We start from the raw sequence: 18,627 nt of genomic DNA, 5'->3' as shown, positions 1-18,627 counted from the left end.
GGCGAGCCATGAAGAAACTTATCCATAGCCTGGCGCCCTGGGCGTTGCCGGTGCTGTTGCTGGCGGTGTGGCAGTTGTCGGTGTCCGCGGGCTGGTTGTCGACGCGGATTCTGCCGGCGCCAATCGCCGTCATTGAAGCCGGTGTGAGCCTGGTCAGCAGTGGCGAAATCTGGACTCACCTGGCGATCAGTGGCTGGCGTGCGGCGCTGGGTTTTGCCATCGGCGGCGGCATCGGTCTGACGTTGGGCTTCATCACCGGCTTGTCGAAATGGGGCGAACGCCTGCTCGACAGTTCAGTGCAGATGATCCGCAACGTGCCGCACCTTGCGCTGATTCCGCTGGTGATCCTGTGGTTCGGCATCGACGAGTCGGCGAAGATTTTCCTGGTGGCGCTGGGCACGTTGTTCCCGATTTACCTCAACACCTATCACGGCATCCGCAACGTCGATCCGGCGCTGGTGGAAATGTCCCGCAGTTATGGCTTGTCCGGTTTCAGCCTGTTCCACCAGGTGATTCTGCCCGGTGCATTGCCTTCGATTCTGGTGGGTGTGCGCTTCGCGTTGGGCTTCATGTGGCTGACGCTGATCGTGGCGGAAACCATTTCCGCGAGCTCCGGCATCGGCTACCTGGCGATGAATGCCCGGGAGTTCTTGCAGACCGACGTGGTGGTACTGGCGATTCTGTTGTACGCGGTGCTCGGCAAATTGGCCGACCTCGCGGCCCGTGGGCTTGAACGCGTGTGGCTGCGCTGGCATCCGGCCTATCAGGTCGTCAAAGGAGGTGCCGCATGACCGCTCAACAACCTCCACGCTTGCTGCGCGGAATTCCGCTGGCCGTGCGAAAACTGCAAAAAACCTTTGGCACGCGGCAAGTGCTGCGGGAGATCGATCTGCACATTCCGGCGGGCCAGTTCGTCGCGGTGGTCGGTCGTAGCGGCTGCGGCAAAAGCACCTTGCTGCGTTTGCTCGCCGGTCTCGACAAGCCCACGGGCGGTGAATTGCGGGCCGGTTCTGCGCCGTTGAGTGAGGCGCGGGAAGACACTCGGTTGATGTTCCAGGAAGCGCGTCTGCTGCCGTGGAAAAAGGTCATCGACAACGTCGGCCTCGGGCTCAAGGGCAACTGGCGTGCGCAAGCGCTGGAAGCCTTGGAAGCGGTGGGCTTGGCGGATCGCGCCAACGAGTGGCCAGCGGCTTTGTCCGGTGGGCAGAAGCAGCGTGTGGCCCTGGCCCGCGCGCTGATCCATCAACCGCGCTTGCTGTTGCTCGACGAGCCTCTGGGTGCCCTGGATGCCCTGACCCGTATTGAAATGCAGCAGCTGATCGAACGGCTCTGGCAAAAGCACGGCTTCACCGTGTTGCTGGTGACCCATGACGTCAGTGAAGCGGTGGCGATTGCCGATCGGGTGATCCTGATCGAAGAAGGCGAAGTCGGCCTCGACCTGCACGTGGAACTCCCGCGGCCTCGGGTTCGCGGCTCCCATCGGCTGGCGGCGCTGGAAGCCGAAGTCCTCAATCGCGTGCTCGCGTTGCCCGGTCAACCGCCGGAACCGGAACCTGTTTCACCATTGCCCACGCAATTACGCTGGGCTCAATAACTCAAGTCTCTTATCTCAACGACAGGAATCAACATCATGACTATCAAAGCCATCAACGTTCGTAACCAGTTCAAGGGCTCGATCAAGGAAATCGTACTCGGCGACGTGCTGTCGGAAATCGACGTGCAAACCGCGTCCGGCATCGTGACTTCAGTGATCACCACGCGCTCGGTGAAAGAGCTGGAACTGGTGGTCGGCAGCGAAGTGATCGCCTTCGTGAAGTCCACCGAGGTGTCGATCGCCAAGTTGTAAGCGCGTGCATTGCCCATAACCCCGGAGGGTTTTAGCCCTTAGGGGTTTTTTGTATGGCTTGAGCTCAGCGGTGTAGCCATCGCGGGCAAGCCCGCTCCCACAGGTTTATTTGTTACTCACACAATCTGTGTTCGCTGGAGATCTTTGTGGGAGCGGGCTTGCCCGCGATGAGGCCGGTGAGCGCGCTAGAGATTCCGCTTGGGCAAATACGGCGGCAAATACAACCCCAGATACGCATCAAACACCCGCATCCCTTCTTCAGCCATGCGCGGGGTGATCTGCCCATGCTGCTGCACCGAACGCGCATAGACCCGGTCGCCCAACTCCATGGCCAGTGCAAACACATCAACGTCGGTCGGCAGCTTCGGCAGTTCGAAGTGGTGGTCGAAGAGCTTGTGCATCAGGTCGCCCAGTTCGATGTCGTGCTGGCGGTCGGCCTGGGTGACTTCGGTCAGGCCGTGTTGGGCGAGGATCAGTTGGCGGGCGGCGGCGTCTTCGCCGTAGATATCGAGCATGCGTTGTTCCACCAGTCGCGACAGGTCGCGCCAGCCGTTGAGGCCGTGGTGGTCGATGGGGGCTTGCAGGCAGGCGCGGAACGCCGCATGGACGTCGGCCGTCAGGGCTTCGAGCAGGGCCGGGACGCTGGCGAAGAAGTGGTAGACGGAGGAGGGCGGAATCTCCGCGCGTTCGGCGACGCTGTAGATCGACAGGCTGGCCACACCTTCGGCAGCCAGCAGCGTGCGTGCGGCATCGAGTATCGAATCGATCCGGGCCTGGCTGCGTGCGCGGGGTTTGCGTGGAGTGGCGAGTCGGGTCATTGAAGTCTCCTGCGGGGCAGCGGGCATTGTACGAGCAGGCATCTATGTTGTCTTGTCGACCGCCTTCGCGAGCAAGCCCGCTCCCACATTTGATCTCCACTGTTCACGCGGACACTGTGGGAGCGAGCTTGCTCGCGAAGCAGGCGCCTCGATCCAACTGAATGAACACACAAAAAAACGCCGCAGGCTTTATCAGCCGGCGGCGTTCTTTTTTACTGCAAACCGCTTACACGGTATGCAGGTACCAGTTGTACTCGAGGTCGGAGATGGAGTGTTCGAACTCCTCCAGCTCGCTCTCTTTACAGGCCACGAAGATATCGATGTATTTCGGATCGATGTACTTGGCCATGACTTCGCTGTCGTCCAACTCGCGCAGTGCATCGCGCAGGTTGTTCGGCAGGCTTTGCTCGTTCTGCTCGTAGGAGTTGCCTTCCACGGGTGCGCCAGGCTCGATCTTGTTGGTCAGGCCGTGATGCACGCCTGCCAGCACCGAAGCCATCAGCAGGTACGGGTTGGCGTCGGCGCCGGCCACACGGTGTTCGATGCGCACGGCATCGGACGAGCCGGTCGGTACGCGGATCGCCACGGTGCGGTTGTCCAGGCCCCAGCACGGCGAGTTCGGCACGTAGAACTGTGCGCCGAAACGACGGTAGGAGTTGACGTTCGGGCAGAGGAAAGCCATCTGCGCCGGTAGGGTCTCGAGCACACCGCCGATCGCGTGACGCAGTGCGGCGTTCTGCTCGGGATCCTCACTGGCAAAAATATTCTTGCCGTCTTTATCAAGGATCGAGATGTGGACGTGCAGACCATTGCCCGCCTGGCCCGGATACGGCTTGGCCATGAAGGTGGTGTCCATCTCATGGTCGTAGGCGATGTTCTTGATCAGGCGCTTGAGCAGGACCGCGTAGTCGCAGGCCTTGATCGGGTCGGCCACGTGGTGCAGGTTCACTTCGAACTGCGCCGGGGCACTTTCCTTGACGATCGCGTCGGCAGGGATGCCTTGCTCCTTCGCACCTTCCAGAATGTCCTGGAGGCAGTCGACGTATTCGTCGAGGTCGTCGATCAGGTAGACCTGTGTCGAGTGCGGGCGTTTGCCGGAGATCGGCGAGCGCGGAGGTTGTGGGCGACCGTTCACGTTCTCCTGGTCGATCAGGTAGAACTCCAGTTCGAACGCGGCGCAGATGGTCAGGCCCATCTCGTCAAACTTGGCAACAACCTGACGCAGGACTTCGCGCGGATCGGCGAAGAAAGGGTCACCTTCGAGTTCGTGCATGGTCATTAACAGTTGCGCGGTAGGGCGCTTCTGCCAAGGCTCGTTGCACAGGGTGTCAGGGATTGGATAGCAGATTCGGTCAGCATCGCCGATGTCCAGGCCCAGACCGGTGCTTTCGACCGTCGAGCCATTGATATCCAGAGCAAATAGAGAGGCCGGCAGGTTGATGCCTTTCTCGTAAACCTTGTGGAGACTGGTGCGTTCAATGCGCTTGCCGCGCACCACACCATTCATATCCGCAATCAGAAGGTCAACGTACAGAACCTCAGGATGTTCCTTAAGGAACGCGTTCGCTTCGTTAAGCTGAACGGCACGCGGGGGTACCGACATGATGCAACACCTTTGTTGTTAAAAATATCAATCATTGATCTCTTCGGATTCCAGTCAACCCCAATGGCATGCCGAAGTCAAGTAAGGCCTTTTTTGCCCTAAAAAAGCGCTCGTAGGGCTTTTTTGAGGCGGTTTGGGGCGTTTTTATGCCTTTGAACGCTTTGGCGCCCGCAGGCTTGAGCGGGCCGTGTTGTATTTTTTACGGGGGTGTTGTGTAAAAAAATGAACAAGGCTAAGCTCGATTCAAACCCATAACAGCAATAATACCGGGGTGCTTCATGTCTCGCCTGCCGTTAATCGGCGTCACCCTCTGCCCCGGGCAGATCGGTCAGCATGCTTATCACATCAGTGGCGATCGTTACGTTAACGCCGAGGCCTGCGTTGCCAGCGGCGTGCCGTCGACACACCTTCCCCCGGCGAACCTGCTGGCGCCGTCCGATATTCTGGACGGTCTGGACGACATTCTCTTTACCGGCTCACTTTCCAATATAGAACCGTTTCACGCCAGTGGCCCGGCCAATGCGTCGGGCGCTGCTCATGATTCTGCACGCACAACTACTCTAATGTTGACCCACGCCATTGCCCGGACGGGCCTTTGTGCGCGGCAATTGCAGTGGCAATCTGTACCAAGCGACGCCGATGCGTCAAACAACGCCTGACTTATAAGAGTCAGGAAACTCAGCCTAAGAGGCATTTATGAGTAACAACCTCGACCAGCTCACCGATTGGTTGAAAGACCACAAGATCACAGAAGTCGAATGCATGATCGCCGACTTGACCGGGATCACCCGGGGCAAGATTTCGCCGACCAACAAGTTCATTGCCGAAAAAGGCATGCGGCTGCCCGAGAGCGTGCTGTTGCAGACCGTGACCGGCGACTATGTCGAAGACGACATCTATTACGAACTGCTCGACCCGGCCGACATCGACATGATCTGCCGCCCTGACTCGAAGGCGGTGTTCCTGGTGCCCTGGGCCATCGAACCCACTGCCCAGGTGATTCACGACACCTACGACAAGCAGGGCAACCCGATCGAGCTGTCACCGCGCAACGTGCTCAAGAAGGTGCTCAAACTCTATGCCGACAAGGGCTGGCAGCCGATCGTGGCGCCGGAGATGGAGTTTTACCTGACCAAGCGCAGCGACGACCCTGACTATCCGCTGCAACCGCCAATCGGCCGATCCGGTCGTCCGGAAATCGGTCGCCAGTCCTTCTCGATTGAAGCGGCGAACGAATTCGACCCGCTGTTCGAAGACGTCTACGACTGGTGCGAATTGCAGGAGCTGGACCTCGACACGCTGATCCACGAGGACGGCACGGCGCAGATGGAAATCAACTTCCGTCACGGCGATGCCCTGTCCCTGGCCGACCAGATCCTGGTGTTCAAACGCACCATGCGCGAAGCCGCGCTCAAGCACGATGTTGCGGCGACGTTCATGGCCAAGCCCATGACCGGCGAACCGGGCAGTGCGATGCACTTGCACCAGAGCATCATCGACATCGAGACCGGCAAGAACGTCTTCTCCAACGAAGACGGGACCATGAGCCAGTTGTTCCTGCACCACATCGGTGGCTTGCAGAAACTGATCCCCGAGCTGTTGCCGTTGTTCGCACCGAACGTCAACTCGTTCCGCCGCTTCCTGCCGGACACTTCGGCACCGGTGAACGTGGAGTGGGGCGAAGAGAACCGTACCGTGGGCCTGCGCGTTCCGGATGCGGGGCCGCAAAACCGTCGGGTGGAAAACCGCCTGCCGGGCGCCGACGCCAACCCGTACCTGGCGATTGCCGCGAGCCTGCTCTGCGGTTACATCGGCATGGTCGAAGGCCTGAACCCGAGTGCACCAGTGGTGGGGCGTGGCTATGAGCGCCGCAACCTGCGCCTGCCACTGACCATCGAAGACGCGCTGGAACGTATGGAAAACAGCGCGACCATCGAGAAATACCTGGGCAAAAAATTCATCACTGGCTACGTCGCGGTCAAGCGGGCCGAGCATGAAAACTTCAAGCGCGTGATCAGTTCGTGGGAGCGGGAATTCCTGCTCTTCGCCGTCTGATGCGCCGGGCGCGGCTGAGAGGCCGTCATTTACGGTAATCACGCCCTCTTTGCCGCGCCTTTAACCTTCCAAGGAGAATTCGCATGACCAGTAACAACCCGCAAACCCGTGAATGGCAAACCCTGAGCAACGATCACCACCTGGCCCCGTTCAGCGACTTCAAGCAGCTGAAAGAGAAAGGCCCGCGGATCATCACCACCGCCAAAGGCGTTTACCTCTGGGATAGCGAAGGCAACAAGATCCTCGACGGCATGGCCGGCCTGTGGTGCGTAGCAATCGGCTACGGTCGCGATGAACTGGCCGATGCCGCCAGCAAACAGATGCGCGAACTGCCTTACTACAACCTGTTCTTCCAGACCGCTCACCCGCCGGTGCTGGAGCTGGCCAAGGCCATCGCCGACATCGCGCCTGAAGGCATGAACCACGTGTTCTTCACCGGTTCCGGTTCTGAAGGCAACGACACCATGCTGCGTATGGTTCGTCACTACTGGGCGATCAAGGGTCAGCCGAAAAAGAAAGTCATCATCAGCCGCAAGAACGGTTATCACGGTTCCACCGTGGCCGGCGCGAGCCTGGGTGGCATGACCTACATGCACGAACAAGGCGATTTGCCGATCCCGGGCATCGTCCACATCGCTCAGCCGTACTGGTTCGCTGAAGGCGGCGACATGACCCCGGAAGAGTTCGGTATCTGGGCGGCCAATCAGTTGGAAGAGAAGATTCTGGAAGTCGGCGTGGACAACGTCGGTGCCTTTATTGCCGAGCCGATCCAGGGCGCCGGTGGCGTGATCATTCCGCCAGACAGCTACTGGCCGCGCATCAAGGAAATCCTCGCCAAGTACGACATCCTGTTCGTGGCCGACGAAGTGATCTGTGGTTTCGGCCGCACCGGTGAGTGGTTTGGTTCCGATTTCTACGGCCTCAAGCCCGACATGATGACCATCGCCAAAGGCCTGACGTCCGGCTACATCCCCATGGGTGGCCTGATCGTGCGTGACGAAGTGGTCGAGGTGCTCAACGAAGGTGGCGATTTCAACCACGGTTTCACCTACTCCGGGCACCCGGTGGCCGCCGCGGTGGCGCTGGAAAACATCCGCATCCTGCGCGAAGAAAAAATTATCGAGCGCGTCCATGCAGAAACGGCACCTTATTTGCAAAAGCGTCTGCGGGAACTGAACGATCACCCGTTGGTGGGGGAAGTGCGTGGGGTTGGTCTGTTGGGTGCCATCGAACTGGTTCAGGACAAGACCACTCGCAAGCGTTACGAAGGCAAGGGCGTCGGCATGATCTGCCGCACGTTCTGCTTCGAAAACGGCCTGATCATGCGCGCCGTGGGCGACACCATGATCATTGCTCCGCCACTGGTGATTACACCGGCTGAAATCGATGAGTTGGTAACCAAGGCGCGCAAGTGTCTGGACCTGACCCTGAGTGCGTTGCAGGGCTAAGTGCTAGGCTCTGAGCGGGGTGTGAAGTTCGCATTTCGCTCAGAGCAGACAAAGGATGGGTCTTTCCTTGAAAGCCTGCCTTGGATCTTGCCAGACTACCGGTTGTTCGGATGCCCAGGAAAGGCCGCTGAGCACGTGGTTAAAAAGAAAAATTGGAGCATTACCCATGAAGGCATTAGGTATGAAGATAGCTGGCAAGACCCTCCTCGCCATGTCCCTGATGGGCGTGATGGCGGGCGCAGTTCAGGCAGATGACAAGGTTCTTCACGTGTACAACTGGTCCGATTACATCGCACCGGACACCGTCAAGAAGTTCGAAGCCGAGTCGGGGATCAAGGTTGTTTACGATGTGTTCGACAGTAACGAAACCCTTGAAGCCAAGTTGCTGGCAGGCAAGTCCGGTTACGACATCGTCGTCCCGTCGAACAACTTCCTGGCCAAGCAGATCAAGGCCGGTGTTTACCAGAAGCTGGACAAGTCCAAGCTGCCTAACTGGAAAAACCTGAACACTGACCTGCTCAAAGCGGTATCGGTGAGCGACCCGGGCAACGAGCATGCGTTTCCTTACATGTGGGGCTCGATCGGTATCGGCTTCAATGCCGACAAGGTCAAGGCTGCACTGGGTGCCGATGCGCCAACCAATTCCTGGGACCTGCTCTTCAAACCTGAAAACGCCGCGAAGTTGAAGTCGTGCGGTATCAGTTTCCTCGATTCGCCAACCGAGATGATTCCGGTGGCGTTGCACTACCTGGGCTATCCAACCGACAGCCAGGACAAAAAACAACTGGCCGAAGCCGAAGCACTGTTCCTGAAGATTCGTCCTTCGGTGGGCTACTTCCACTCGTCCAAGTACATCTCCGACCTGGCTAACGGCAACATCTGCGTCGCCGTCGGTTACTCGGGTGACATCTACCAGGCCAAGTCCCGCGCAGCTGAAGCCGGTGACAAGGTGAAAGTCAGCTACAACATTCCCAAAGAAGGTGCCGGCAGCTTCTACGACATGGTCGCCATCCCTAAAGATGCCGAAAACGTCGAAGGCGCCTACAAGTTCATGACCTTCCTGATGAAGCCGGAAATCATGGCTGAAATCACCAACGCCGTGCGTTTCCCGAACGGTAACGCCGCTGCCACCGCATTGGTGGAAAAAGAAATCACCGACGATCCAGGCATCTACCCGCCAGCGGACGTGTTGGCCAAGTTGTACGCGATTGCCGATTTGCCGGCCGCGACCCAGCGAATCCTGACTCGTAGCTGGACCAAGATCAAATCGGGTAAATAAGCCGGTTTGAGGCAACAACCTGTTGTCGTCGCCTGCGCGGTGGCGGCAACAGGTGTAATTAAATGCAGAAAGTTTTGCTGGAACGGTTTTTCGAGGGTAAGTTGCGCGCCGGTTTAGTTGCCGGGCAGCCATGGCTGTCATGTAACGCGGGGCAACTTGGGCCCAACTAATTTTAGAGGACCTCCACTTGCCTATTTTTTCTTTGTTGCGCAATGCCCTGCTGGTCGGCGCCGGACTGACGCTTGCCGTCAGTGTCCAGGCCGCCGGCACTGTGCATATTTATAACTGGTCGGACTACATCGGTGAAACCACCCTGGCCGACTTCCAGAAAGAGACCGGCATCAAGCCGGTGTATGACGTATTCGATTCCAACGAAACCCTGGAAGGCAAGTTGCTGGCCGGGCGTACCGGTTATGACGTGGTCGTGCCGTCCAACCACTTCCTCGGCAAGCAGATCAAGGCGGGCGCTTTCCAGAAGCTCGACAAGAAACTGCTGACCAACTATTCCAACCTCGACCCGGTACTGCTCAAGCGTCTTGAGCAGAATGATCCGGGTAACCAGTACGCCGTGCCGTACCTGTGGGGCACCAACGGCATCGGTTACAACGTCGAGAAGGTCAAGGCTGTGCTGGGCCTCGACAAGATCGACTCCTGGGACGTGGTGTTCGAGCCGGAAAACATCAAGAAGCTGCACAGTTGTGGCGTAGCGTTCCTCGACTCCGCCGATGAAATGATGCCCACCGTCCTCAATTACATGGGCCTCAACGCCAACAGCACCAACCCCGAAGACTACAAAAAGGCTGAAGCCAAGTTGCTGGCGGTGCGGCCTTACGTGACCTACTTCCACTCTTCCAAATACATCGCGGACCTGGCCAACGGCGACATCTGCGTGGCCATCGGTTTCTCCGGTGACATGTTCCAGGCCCAGGCCCGCGCGGCCGAAGCGAAGAAAGGCGTGGACATCGCCTACTCGATTCCCAAAGAGGGCGGTGCGCTGTGGTTCGACATGCTGGCGATTCCGAAGGACTCGAGCAACGTCAAAGAGGCCCACGCCTTCATCAACTACTTGTTGAGACCCGAGGTGATTGCACAGGTCAGTGATTCTGTTGGCTATGCCAATCCAAACCCTGGCTCGGACAAACTGATGGAACAGTCCATACGCACCGACGAGTCGGTTTATCCACCGCAAGCAGTCCTCGACAAGACTTACGTGTCGATCGAGTTACCACCGAACATTCAACGTTTGATGACCCGCAGCTGGACCAAGGTCAAGTCGGGTAAATAGCGACAAGGCTCAAACTATCCAAGGTTCGCTCGCCTCGGGCGAACTGCAAATTTTGTTGGGAGTTTCGTAAATGGCAGTTGCCTCCGGCGCCTATAAGAAAGCCCTCGAGGGCGACCAATCACCTAAACAGGTGTTGGTCAAAATCGACCGGGTCACGAAGAAGTTCGACGAGACGATTGCCGTGGACGACGTGTCCCTGGAAATCAAGAAAGGCGAGATCTTCGCCCTGCTCGGCGGTTCGGGATCGGGCAAATCCACCTTGCTGCGCATGCTTGCAGGGTTCGAACGGCCCACGGAGGGGCGCATTTTCCTTGATGGCGTAGACATCACCGACATGCCGCCGTACGAGCGGCCGATCAACATGATGTTCCAGTCCTACGCCTTGTTCCCGCACATGACTGTGGCGCAGAACATCGCTTTCGGCCTCAAGCAGGACAAACTGTCGGCGACGGAAGTCGATGCGCGTGTGGCCGATATGCTCAAGCTGGTGCAGATGAGCCAGTACGCCAAGCGCAAGCCGCATCAGTTGTCCGGTGGCCAGCGTCAGCGTGTGGCGCTGGCGCGTTCGTTGGCCAAGCGGCCGAAGCTGTTGTTGCTCGACGAACCCATGGGGGCGCTGGACAAGAAGCTGCGCTCGCAAATGCAGCTCGAGCTGGTCGAGATCATCGAGCGGGTCGGTGTAACCTGCGTCATGGTGACCCACGATCAGGAAGAGGCCATGACCATGGCCGAGCGTATCGCGATCATGCACCTGGGCTGGATCGCCCAGATCGGCAGCCCGATCGACATCTACGAAACCCCGACCAGCCGTCTGGTCTGCGAGTTCATCGGCAACGTCAACATCTTCGACGGTGAAGTGATCGACGACGCCGAAGGCCATGCGTTGATCACCTGCAAGGATCTGGACCGCAACATCTACGTCGGTCACGGCATCAGCACTTCGGTACAGGACAAGTCGGTTACCTACGCGATCCGCCCGGAAAAACTGCTGGTGACGGCTGACATGCCGACCTGCGAATACAACTGGTCCAGCGGCAAGGTGCACGACATTGCGTACCTCGGTGGTCATTCGGTGTTCTACGTCGAGCTGCCGAGCGGCAAGATCGTCCAGTCGTTCGTCGCCAACGCCGAGCGTCGCGGTCAGCGCCCAACCTGGGGCGACCAGGTTTACGTGTGGTGGGAAGATGACAGCGGCGTGGTACTGCGCTCATGAACATGCGCAAATTCAAACGCCGACTCAACCGAATAATTCCCGGTGGCCGCCAGCTGGTCATCGGGGTTCCCTTCATCTGGCTGTTCCTGTTCTTCATGTTGCCGTTCTTCATTGTCCTGAAGATCAGCTTCGCCGAAGCCGACGTGGCCATTCCGCCGTACACCGAGATCTACAGCTACATCGACCAAAAGGTGCAGTTGCTGCTTAACCTGAGCAACTACGCCATGCTGGCCGGCGACGAGTTGTACATCGCCGCTTACCTCGGCTCGTTGAAGATGGCGCTGATCAGCACCGTCCTCTGTTTGCTGATCGGCTACCCGATGGCCTACGCCATCGCCAGTGCCCGCAAAGAGATGCAAACGGTGCTGGTGCTGCTGATCATGATGCCGACCTGGACCGCGATCCTGATCCGCGTCTACGCGTGGATGGGCATCCTCAGCAACAACGGTCTGCTCAACGGCTTCTTGATGACCATGGGCTGGATCGACGAACCGCTGCAGATCCTCAACACCAACCTGGCGGTTTATATCGGCGTGGTTTATTCCTACTTGCCGTTCATGATCCTGCCGCTTTACGCCAACCTGGTGAAGCACGACAACAGTCTGCTGGAAGCCGCATCGGATCTTGGTTCGAGCACCTTCAACAGCTTCTGGAAGATCACCATTCCTTTGTCCAAGAACGGCATCATCGCCGGCTGCATGCTGGTGTTCATCCCGGTGGTGGGCGAGTTCGTAATCCCGGAACTGCTCGGCGGTCCGGAAACCCTGATGATCGGTAAAGTGCTCTGGCAAGAGTTCTTCAACAACCGTGACTGGCCGGTGGCGTCTGCCCTGGCGGTGGTGATGCTGGCGATCCTGATTGTGCCGATCATCCTGTTCAACCGTAGTCAGGCCAAAGAAATGGAGGGCAAGGAATGAAGCGCTTCCGTTTCTCAAGCTTCATGCTGGTAGTGGGTCTGCTGTTCATCTACGCGCCGATGCTGATCCTGGTGATCTACTCGTTCAACGCCTCGAAACTGGTGACGGTGTGGGGCGGCTGGTCGATCAAGTGGTACGTCGGATTGCTGGACAACACCCAACTGATGGGCTCGGTGGTGCGCTCGCTGGAAATCGCCTGCTACACGGCGGTGGCAGCGGTGGCGCTGGGTACGCTGGCGGCGTTCGTGCTGACCCGTATCACCCACTTCAAGGGTCGCACGCTGTTCGGCGGCCTGGTCACCGCGCCGCTGGTGATGCCCGAAGTGATCACCGGTCTGTCGCTGTTGCTGCTGTTCGTGGCCATGGCGCAGATGATCGGTTGGCCACAGGAACGCGGCATCATCACCATCTGGATCGCCCACACCACGTTCTGTGCGGCGTACGTGGCTGTGGTGGTGTCGGCGCGTTTGCGTGAGCTGGACCTGTCCATCGAAGAGGCGGCCATGGACCTCGGTGCACGGCCGTGGAAGGTGTTCTTCCTGATCACCATCCCGATGATCGCACCATCGCTGGGGGCGGGCGGCATGATGTCCTTTGCCCTGTCGCTGGATGACTTGGTGTTGGCCAGCTTCGTGTCGGGTCCGGGTTCCACGACCCTGCCGATGGAAGTGTTCTCGGCGGTGCGTCTGGGTGTGAAACCCGAGATCAACGCCGTGGCCAGCCTGATTCTGCTGGCGGTATCGCTGATGACCTTCCTGGTCTGGTTCTTCAGCCGTCGTGCCGAAGAAGCGCGCAAGCGAGCGATTCAGCAGGCAATCGAAGAAAGCGCTGCCGACTCCTGGAAACAACCGGACGTGCGTCGCGCACAGCAGGCGCCGGAAGCGGCTTAAATATAATGCCGGGCTGACCACAAAAGTGTGGCCAACCCAAATCCAATGTGGGAGCGGGCTTGCTCGCGAAGACGGACTGACATTCAACATCACTGTTGACTGACACACCGCCTTCGCGAGCAAGCCCGCTCCCACATTTTTTGCTTATGCCACCCAAGGTGACTGGCGGATGATCTCGACAAAGTTCATCGGCTTGAAGCCTGGCTCGCTGTCCACCAACACGTCCGCGTTCACCGTGCCAAACGTGGTCTCCGGCTTGTGTTTGAAGCCGTTGGCGAACGCGCACAGGATGCACTCCTTGAACCCATCGCCTCGTGGATGCGCATGCACCACCGCTTCGCGCTGCACGGTCGGGAACGCAGCGTAATCAATACCCAGCACATCCATTTCGACACCGGCGGTGACCAGCGCCACGTTAGGGCGCAGGTGTTGGGGCACGCCCGGCGTGGTGTGCAGGGCAATCGACAACCACACCTGCTCGATATCGTCCTCCGATAAACCGTAGGGCTTGAGGAACGCTTTGGCAGCGTTGGCGCTATCGACTTCGAAACGCTCGTCGTTACTGCGATGACCTTCCACCAAACCCAAATCATGGAACATGGCGCCGACGTACAATAGCTCGGGATTGTAGGCCAGTTGCTTGCGTTCACCGCTCAAGGCACCGAACAGAAAAACCCGGCGCGAGTGGTGATACAGCAGGTCTGATTCGACGTCGCGAATGTATTCAGTGGTGGCCCTGGCCAACGCGCTGTCGGGGATTTTGATACCGGCGATGGTGCTGCTCATGGTGCTTTCCTCATGGGGAGCGCCGTGGCGGCGCTGATGGGTTCAGTCTGTCCGCGCACCTGAAAGCGGACAATCGATCCATGGCTGCGATCCCGGCCAATGAGCATGCAAATCGCGCCAACCTCGCTTGTTGGGCGCGGATTGGCTAGGGTTGACCTGCACGCGCGCTACAGGTGTGCGACTCACTTCAGGGCCAGAGAAGGTGATTTCCTGTCATGCAGAAATCCGTTGCCATCGTGGTATTTACAGGCGTCCAGTCCCTGGACGTTACCGGTCCCATGGATGTGTTTTCCGAAGCCAATCGTTTCCTGGACCCGCAGGACCACTATCGTCTCGAAGTGATTGGCGTCGAGCGCGGCGTGATGTCGTGCTCCAACGGTCTGGCCCTGAACGGCCATCGGCATTTCAGCGAGGCGCTGGATGCCTATGACCTGTTGCTGGTGGCCGGTGGGCCGCAGTTGCCGTTCATGGATTTCGGCGCCGCGTTTGATGCCTGGCTGCGCGATGCCTGCGCACTGGCGCAACGTTTTGGCTCGATCTGCAATGGTGCGTTCATGCTCGCCCGGGCCGGATTGCTGGAAGGGCGAACGGTGACCACTCATTGGGGAGATGCGACGGCGCTGGCTGCGATGTGCCCCTCGACCCACGTTGAAGCCGACCGCTTGTACGTGCAGGACGCGGAGCTTTACACCTCGGCGGGCGTCACCGCGGGAATTGATTTGTCGCTGTACCTGCTGGCCCGGGATCATGGTCCGGAAGTGGCGCTGAGCGTGGCAAAGCGGCTGGTGGTGTTCACGCAGCGCTCGGGCGGGCAATCACAGTTCAGCCCGTTCCTCACGCCTCACGCCGAACCCACTTCTGCCGTGGCCTTGGCGCAGCTCTACGTGTTGGCCAACCTGACCGGCGACCTGACCATCGCTGACCTGGCCAACGCCGCCAACATGAGCGCCCGTAACTTTTCCCGGGTGTTTGCCAAGGAAGCGAAAATCACCCCGGCCGAGTTTGTCGAAAGGGCGAGGGTGGACGCCGCGCGGGTACTGCTCGAAAGCACACATTCACCGCTCAAGACCGTGGCGTATCAGTGCGGGTTTCGCGATGCCCAGCACATGCGCAGTGTGTTCAATCGCCGGCTGGGTGTGACGCCGCAGCAGTTCAGGCTGAACTTTGCGGCGATGGTTTGAGCTGACAGTGTTGTTTTCTGTCCGGGCCCCTTCGCGAGCAAGCCCGCTCCCACATTAGACCTGGCTTGTCAGTTAGGACTCGGTCAACTGTGGGAGCGGGCTTGCTCGCGAAGACGGCAGCCCGGCCAACAAAAATCTACTGCCCGGTCCTCGCCGGCAACAGCTTCAACGTGCTGCGGGTATTGGCCGTGACTTCTTCTTCGTTGAGATACGCCTGGTAGTAGGTCCCTTCGATATACGCCTCGGCCTGGTCGTCGTAATGGCTGTCGAACGGCACACCGCTCTGGCCGACCGGGTTGACGGTCAGGCTGTGGGCGGGGTCGGCGAAGTCGATCAGGCGTCGCGTCGACGGGCCATAGGTCACGGGCCACGGCGCCGGACCGATCTTGGCCGACAGGTTGTTCGGCACTTCATGGGTGCCGGGCGCCGCGAATGGCCCGACATTGAAAATGCGATCCAGCGGCTTTTGCTGCCCCAGTGGATGGCCGTGGGTCAGCGTGTGCGCCTTGCCCCATTGCCACTGCGCGAAGTCCGCGCCCAGGGTGGTTTTGAGATGGGCGATGCTGGCTTGCCAGGCCACCTTGACCGTATCGGCGCGGTTTTCCTTGCCGAGAGTGTTGCGGTTGTCCCACCACGGTGAATCGGCGGTCGCGGCCAGGCGCGGCAGCGCGGCATCGATTACCCGCGTCGACAGCAGCGTCTCGAAGAAGTCATTGCCCAGCTCATCGTGCATCGTCGCGTCAGCCAGGTTGAACAGGAACTGGTTGAACAGCGTGGCGCTGGTGGAGTCGAGCGGGTAGTCGCCTTTCCACTGGGCCAGTTGCTCTACCATTTTGAGTTCGGCGGGATCACTTACCACTTCGCGCAGTACCGGCAGCAACGGCGCCAACAAGCGCGGGCCATAGGCGGTCGTGGTGCCCAGTTGCAGCTTCTGGCTGGCATCCAGATCCCATTTGATGTTTTTGTCGCTGAGCTGGCGACTGAGTTGCTGACCACGATCGGCCAGGTTGTAATAACCGGGAATCTCCATGCCGGTGGGTGACACGGGCTGGAAGTTGGCCGAGACGATGTAGCCCCGTGCCGGATTCTCTTCCTGCGGATTGGCGCTGAACGGGTAGAAGCCTTCCTTGTCTGCCTCGGCGCTGCTGCCATCGAGGATGAACCACGGACGCACGCCGGCAGGACGTTTTGGCAATTGCGCCGCGGCCCACCAGCCGATGTCACCCTTGGCGTTGGCCCAGACAATGTTCAGGCCCGGTGCCTGGACTTTTGCGGAGGCACTGCGCGCCTTGGCCAGGGTGTCGGCGCGGTTGAGCTGATAAAAGCCTTCAAGGATCGGATTCTGGCTTTCGAGAAATCCCCACCACATGGCGATCGGCGTTTTGCCGACGCCGCTACCCAGCGCATCGTTGACGATCGGCCCATGAGGCGACTGGCGCAGCACCAGCGTCACCGGCGCCTGGCCCTTGACCGCGATCTGCTGTTCGCTGGTCACCAAGTCCACCCACTTGCCGCGATACCAGACCTGGTTGGCGTTGTCCGGGTTGACCTTCTCGGCGATCAGGTCGAGGTCGTCGTTCTGGAACATGGTGATGCTCCAGCCGAAGTCGCGATTCATGCCGAGGGAGGCGAACGGCATCAATGCCTGATAGTGACCGTAGAGTTCAAAGCCCGGCGCCGATAGGTGCGCTTCGTACCACACCGATGGCGCGGAAAAGCGGATGTGCGGATCACCGGCCAACAGCGGCTTGCCACTTTTGGTGCGACTCCCGGAAACGACCCAGGCGTTGCTGCCTTCGAACTGCGGCAAGCCATTGTCGGCCAGTGCCTGTTCGCTCAAGCGAGCGAGGGCGTTGAGGTCTTTCCAGTCGGCGCTGGCAAGGGGTGGCACGATACCGCCGGGATTCTTCGCCAGTACACCCTTGGGTTGCCAGTCGAGATCGAAGACGTTCAAGTAGTTGGCGCCCAACTGATCGCGCACGAAGGTCAGCAAGGGTTCAGTGCGAAACGCCGCGGCAAAGCTGTAGGCCATGTAGCCGGCAATGCTGATGGTGTCCTGCGCGGTGAACGGGCGCTTGGGAATGCCCAGCACATCGAATTCGGCGGGTTTTGCATGGCTGTCCTGATACTGGTTGATGCCGTCCAGATAGGCTTGCATGGCGATGAACGCTGGCGACTGTTTGTCGAGGTTCGCCAGGTAGGTTTCGGCGCGTTCGCGAATCCGCAGGCTGCGCATCAATTTGTCAGTATCGAGCAGTTTCGGGCCGAGCACCTCGGCCAGCTCGCCGCGTGCGAGGCGGCGCAGGACTTCCATCTGAAACAGCCGATCCTGGGCGTGCACGTAACCGAGGGCGCGATACAGATCGGTTTCGTTTTCGGCGCGGATGTGCGGGATGCCGCGCTCGTCGTAGCGCACGGTGACCGAACCTTGCAGGTGCTGCAGCTCAACCATGCCCTGGCGTGTCGGCTGCTTGCTGTAGACGTACCAGCCGGCGCCTGCGGCGAGTGCGACAACCAGCACGGCGAGGACAGTCAGGCTACGTTTCATGGTGATTCCTTGTTGTTATTAGTGTCAGCAGTTCCCTGGCGCCACTGTTTAACACGGCTTGCCGAATTGGCCCATCACCCGTAGGAGGGATTCGTATTGCGGCGTTTGTCCCTACTTTGTTGTATCGACAGGCCACGGGCAGTAACAACCCACCGCCAGTGTGTGCGTGGCATTCACCGTACGGCCTTCGTTTAACGCTTGCAGGATCGGTTCGATGAAGCTGTTGCTCGAATTGCAAGTCAGGCCTTCGCTGTACGGGCCGAAATACGCCAGCTTGCCGCTGCGATCCCAGATCGCCACGGCCGGGCTGGCGGGGATCTGTTCGGAACCGGGCAGGACGTTGAGGGGCTTCAGGCTGCTCAAGGTACTCGGCAACTGGCCATGGCTGCCGGGTTTTTGTACCGCATAAAACTCCACGCCCTGCGGTACATACTGCTCAACCAGTTCGCTGAGGTGCTGTTGATTGCCGACATTGCACGGGCAGGCCGGGTCCCAGAAGTGCACGAGGCGGATGGCACCGGGGCCAGCGAGGTTGTCGGGCAGGCGCAACGGGTCGCCGGAAAAAACCGCCGTGTGTGAGCTGAACGCCCGCAGATAGCGACCCTGAAACCAGTCGTAAGCCGCCCACAACACGAAGGCACACACCAGGGCGAGCAGGACGGCAAGCAGTGTGGCGCGGTGGGGCGAACGCATGGGTTTCAATCCTCGAAGGTCGGCTAGCTTGCCATGCTTGCCGCGACAGATGAATATCGCAGGCC

16 protein-coding genes and 1 pseudogene are annotated in these 18,627 nt (G+C 59.4%); 12 read left to right on the top strand and 5 right to left on the bottom strand.

Annotation, left to right across the window (positions count from 1 at the left end):
- Nucleotides 1-8 precede the first annotated feature (8 nt).
- The 3 genes from ssuC to ACA055_RS28715 are packed head-to-tail and all read left to right on the top strand — an operon-like array spanning nt 9 to nt 1,846.
- The gene (gene ssuC, locus ACA055_RS28725; protein ID WP_497681606.1) at nt 9-791 is read left to right on the top strand and encodes an aliphatic sulfonate ABC transporter permease SsuC; all 783 of its coding nucleotides are present in this window, start codon (nt 9-11) and stop codon (nt 789-791) included.
- Nucleotides 788-1,594, top strand: coding sequence for an aliphatic sulfonates ABC transporter ATP-binding protein (gene ssuB, locus ACA055_RS28720; protein ID WP_497681605.1), 807 nt, complete (start codon nt 788-790; stop codon nt 1,592-1,594). Before ssuC ends, ssuB begins: the two co-directional genes overlap by 4 nt.
- Nucleotides 1,595-1,630: 36 nt before the next feature.
- Nucleotides 1,631-1,846, top strand: a complete 216-nt coding sequence (locus ACA055_RS28715) for a TOBE domain-containing protein (RefSeq protein ID WP_003229256.1) — start codon at nt 1,631-1,633, stop codon at nt 1,844-1,846.
- Between the two features lie 185 nt (nt 1,847-2,031).
- Here ACA055_RS28715 and ACA055_RS28710 read toward each other — a convergent pair whose 3' ends face one another.
- The gene (locus ACA055_RS28710) at nt 2,032-2,664 is read right to left on the bottom strand and encodes a TetR/AcrR family transcriptional regulator (RefSeq protein WP_497681604.1); all 633 of its coding nucleotides are present in this window, start codon (nt 2,662-2,664) and stop codon (nt 2,032-2,034) included.
- A gap of 226 nt (nt 2,665-2,890) precedes the next feature.
- Entirely contained in the window at nt 2,891-4,267 is a 1,377-nt protein-coding gene (locus tag ACA055_RS28705) for a glutamine synthetase family protein (RefSeq protein WP_007897683.1), read from the bottom strand.
- A gap of 278 nt (nt 4,268-4,545) precedes the next feature.
- Between ACA055_RS28705 and ACA055_RS28700 the strand changes: the two are divergent.
- The 8 genes and pseudogenes from ACA055_RS28700 to ACA055_RS28665 all read left to right on the top strand — a co-directional run.
- A pseudogene (locus ACA055_RS28700) lies at nt 4,546-4,863 on the top strand (gamma-glutamyl-gamma-aminobutyrate hydrolase family protein); the annotation flags it as partial.
- A gap of 100 nt (nt 4,864-4,963) precedes the next feature.
- Nucleotides 4,964-6,322 (top strand): glutamine synthetase family protein, encoded by a 1,359-nt coding sequence (locus tag ACA055_RS28695; RefSeq protein ID WP_497681603.1) that lies wholly within the window; start codon nt 4,964-4,966, stop codon nt 6,320-6,322.
- 83 nt (nt 6,323-6,405) lie between these two features.
- A complete protein-coding gene (locus tag ACA055_RS28690; RefSeq protein WP_497681602.1) occupies nt 6,406-7,770 on the top strand; it encodes an aspartate aminotransferase family protein in 1,365 nt (454 codons plus the stop codon).
- 181 nt (nt 7,771-7,951) lie between these two features.
- Nucleotides 7,952-9,049 carry a polyamine ABC transporter substrate-binding protein gene (locus ACA055_RS28685; RefSeq protein WP_497684508.1) on the top strand — a complete coding sequence of 366 codons (1,098 nt, stop codon included), beginning with the start codon at nt 7,952-7,954 and terminating at the stop codon, nt 9,047-9,049.
- A 187-nt stretch (nt 9,050-9,236) separates the two neighbouring features.
- On the top strand, nt 9,237-10,334 hold the full coding sequence (locus tag ACA055_RS28680; RefSeq protein ID WP_497681601.1) for a polyamine ABC transporter substrate-binding protein: 1,098 nt from the start codon (nt 9,237-9,239) through the stop codon (nt 10,332-10,334).
- A 70-nt stretch (nt 10,335-10,404) separates the two neighbouring features.
- Nucleotides 10,405-11,547: an ABC transporter ATP-binding protein gene (locus tag ACA055_RS28675; protein WP_497681600.1), complete on the top strand. Its 1,143-nt coding sequence runs from the start codon at nt 10,405-10,407 to the stop codon at nt 11,545-11,547.
- Nucleotides 11,548-11,582: 35 nt separating this feature from the next.
- The gene (locus tag ACA055_RS28670; RefSeq protein ID WP_497684507.1) at nt 11,583-12,464 is read left to right on the top strand and encodes an ABC transporter permease subunit; all 882 of its coding nucleotides are present in this window, start codon (nt 11,583-11,585) and stop codon (nt 12,462-12,464) included.
- Nucleotides 12,461-13,354, top strand: a complete 894-nt coding sequence (locus ACA055_RS28665) for an ABC transporter permease subunit (RefSeq protein WP_497681599.1) — start codon at nt 12,461-12,463, stop codon at nt 13,352-13,354. The genes ACA055_RS28670 and ACA055_RS28665 overlap by 4 nt, the downstream gene beginning before the upstream one ends.
- Before the next feature lie 144 nt (nt 13,355-13,498).
- On the opposite strand, the gene ACA055_RS28660 is transcribed toward ACA055_RS28665, so the two are convergent.
- On the bottom strand, nt 13,499-14,140 hold the full coding sequence (locus ACA055_RS28660) for an HD domain-containing protein (protein ID WP_497681598.1): 642 nt from the start codon (nt 14,138-14,140) through the stop codon (nt 13,499-13,501).
- Between the two features lie 215 nt (nt 14,141-14,355).
- On the opposite strand from ACA055_RS28660, the gene ACA055_RS28655 reads away from it, so the two are divergent.
- Entirely contained in the window at nt 14,356-15,321 is a 966-nt protein-coding gene (locus ACA055_RS28655; RefSeq protein WP_497681597.1) for a GlxA family transcriptional regulator, read from the top strand.
- 136 nt (nt 15,322-15,457) lie between these two features.
- Here ACA055_RS28655 and ACA055_RS28650 read toward each other — a convergent pair whose 3' ends face one another.
- Nucleotides 15,458-17,869 carry a penicillin acylase family protein gene (locus tag ACA055_RS28650; protein WP_497681596.1) on the bottom strand — a complete coding sequence of 804 codons (2,412 nt, stop codon included), beginning with the start codon at nt 17,867-17,869 and terminating at the stop codon, nt 15,458-15,460.
- A 111-nt stretch (nt 17,870-17,980) separates the two neighbouring features.
- Entirely contained in the window at nt 17,981-18,562 is a 582-nt protein-coding gene (locus ACA055_RS28645; protein WP_497681595.1) for a DUF6436 domain-containing protein, read from the bottom strand.
- Nucleotides 18,563-18,627: the final 65 nt, after the last annotated feature.

Source organism: Pseudomonas sp. LBUM1657, from assembly GCF_059716075.1.
This window is presented reverse-complemented; position numbering and strand designations above follow the sequence as displayed.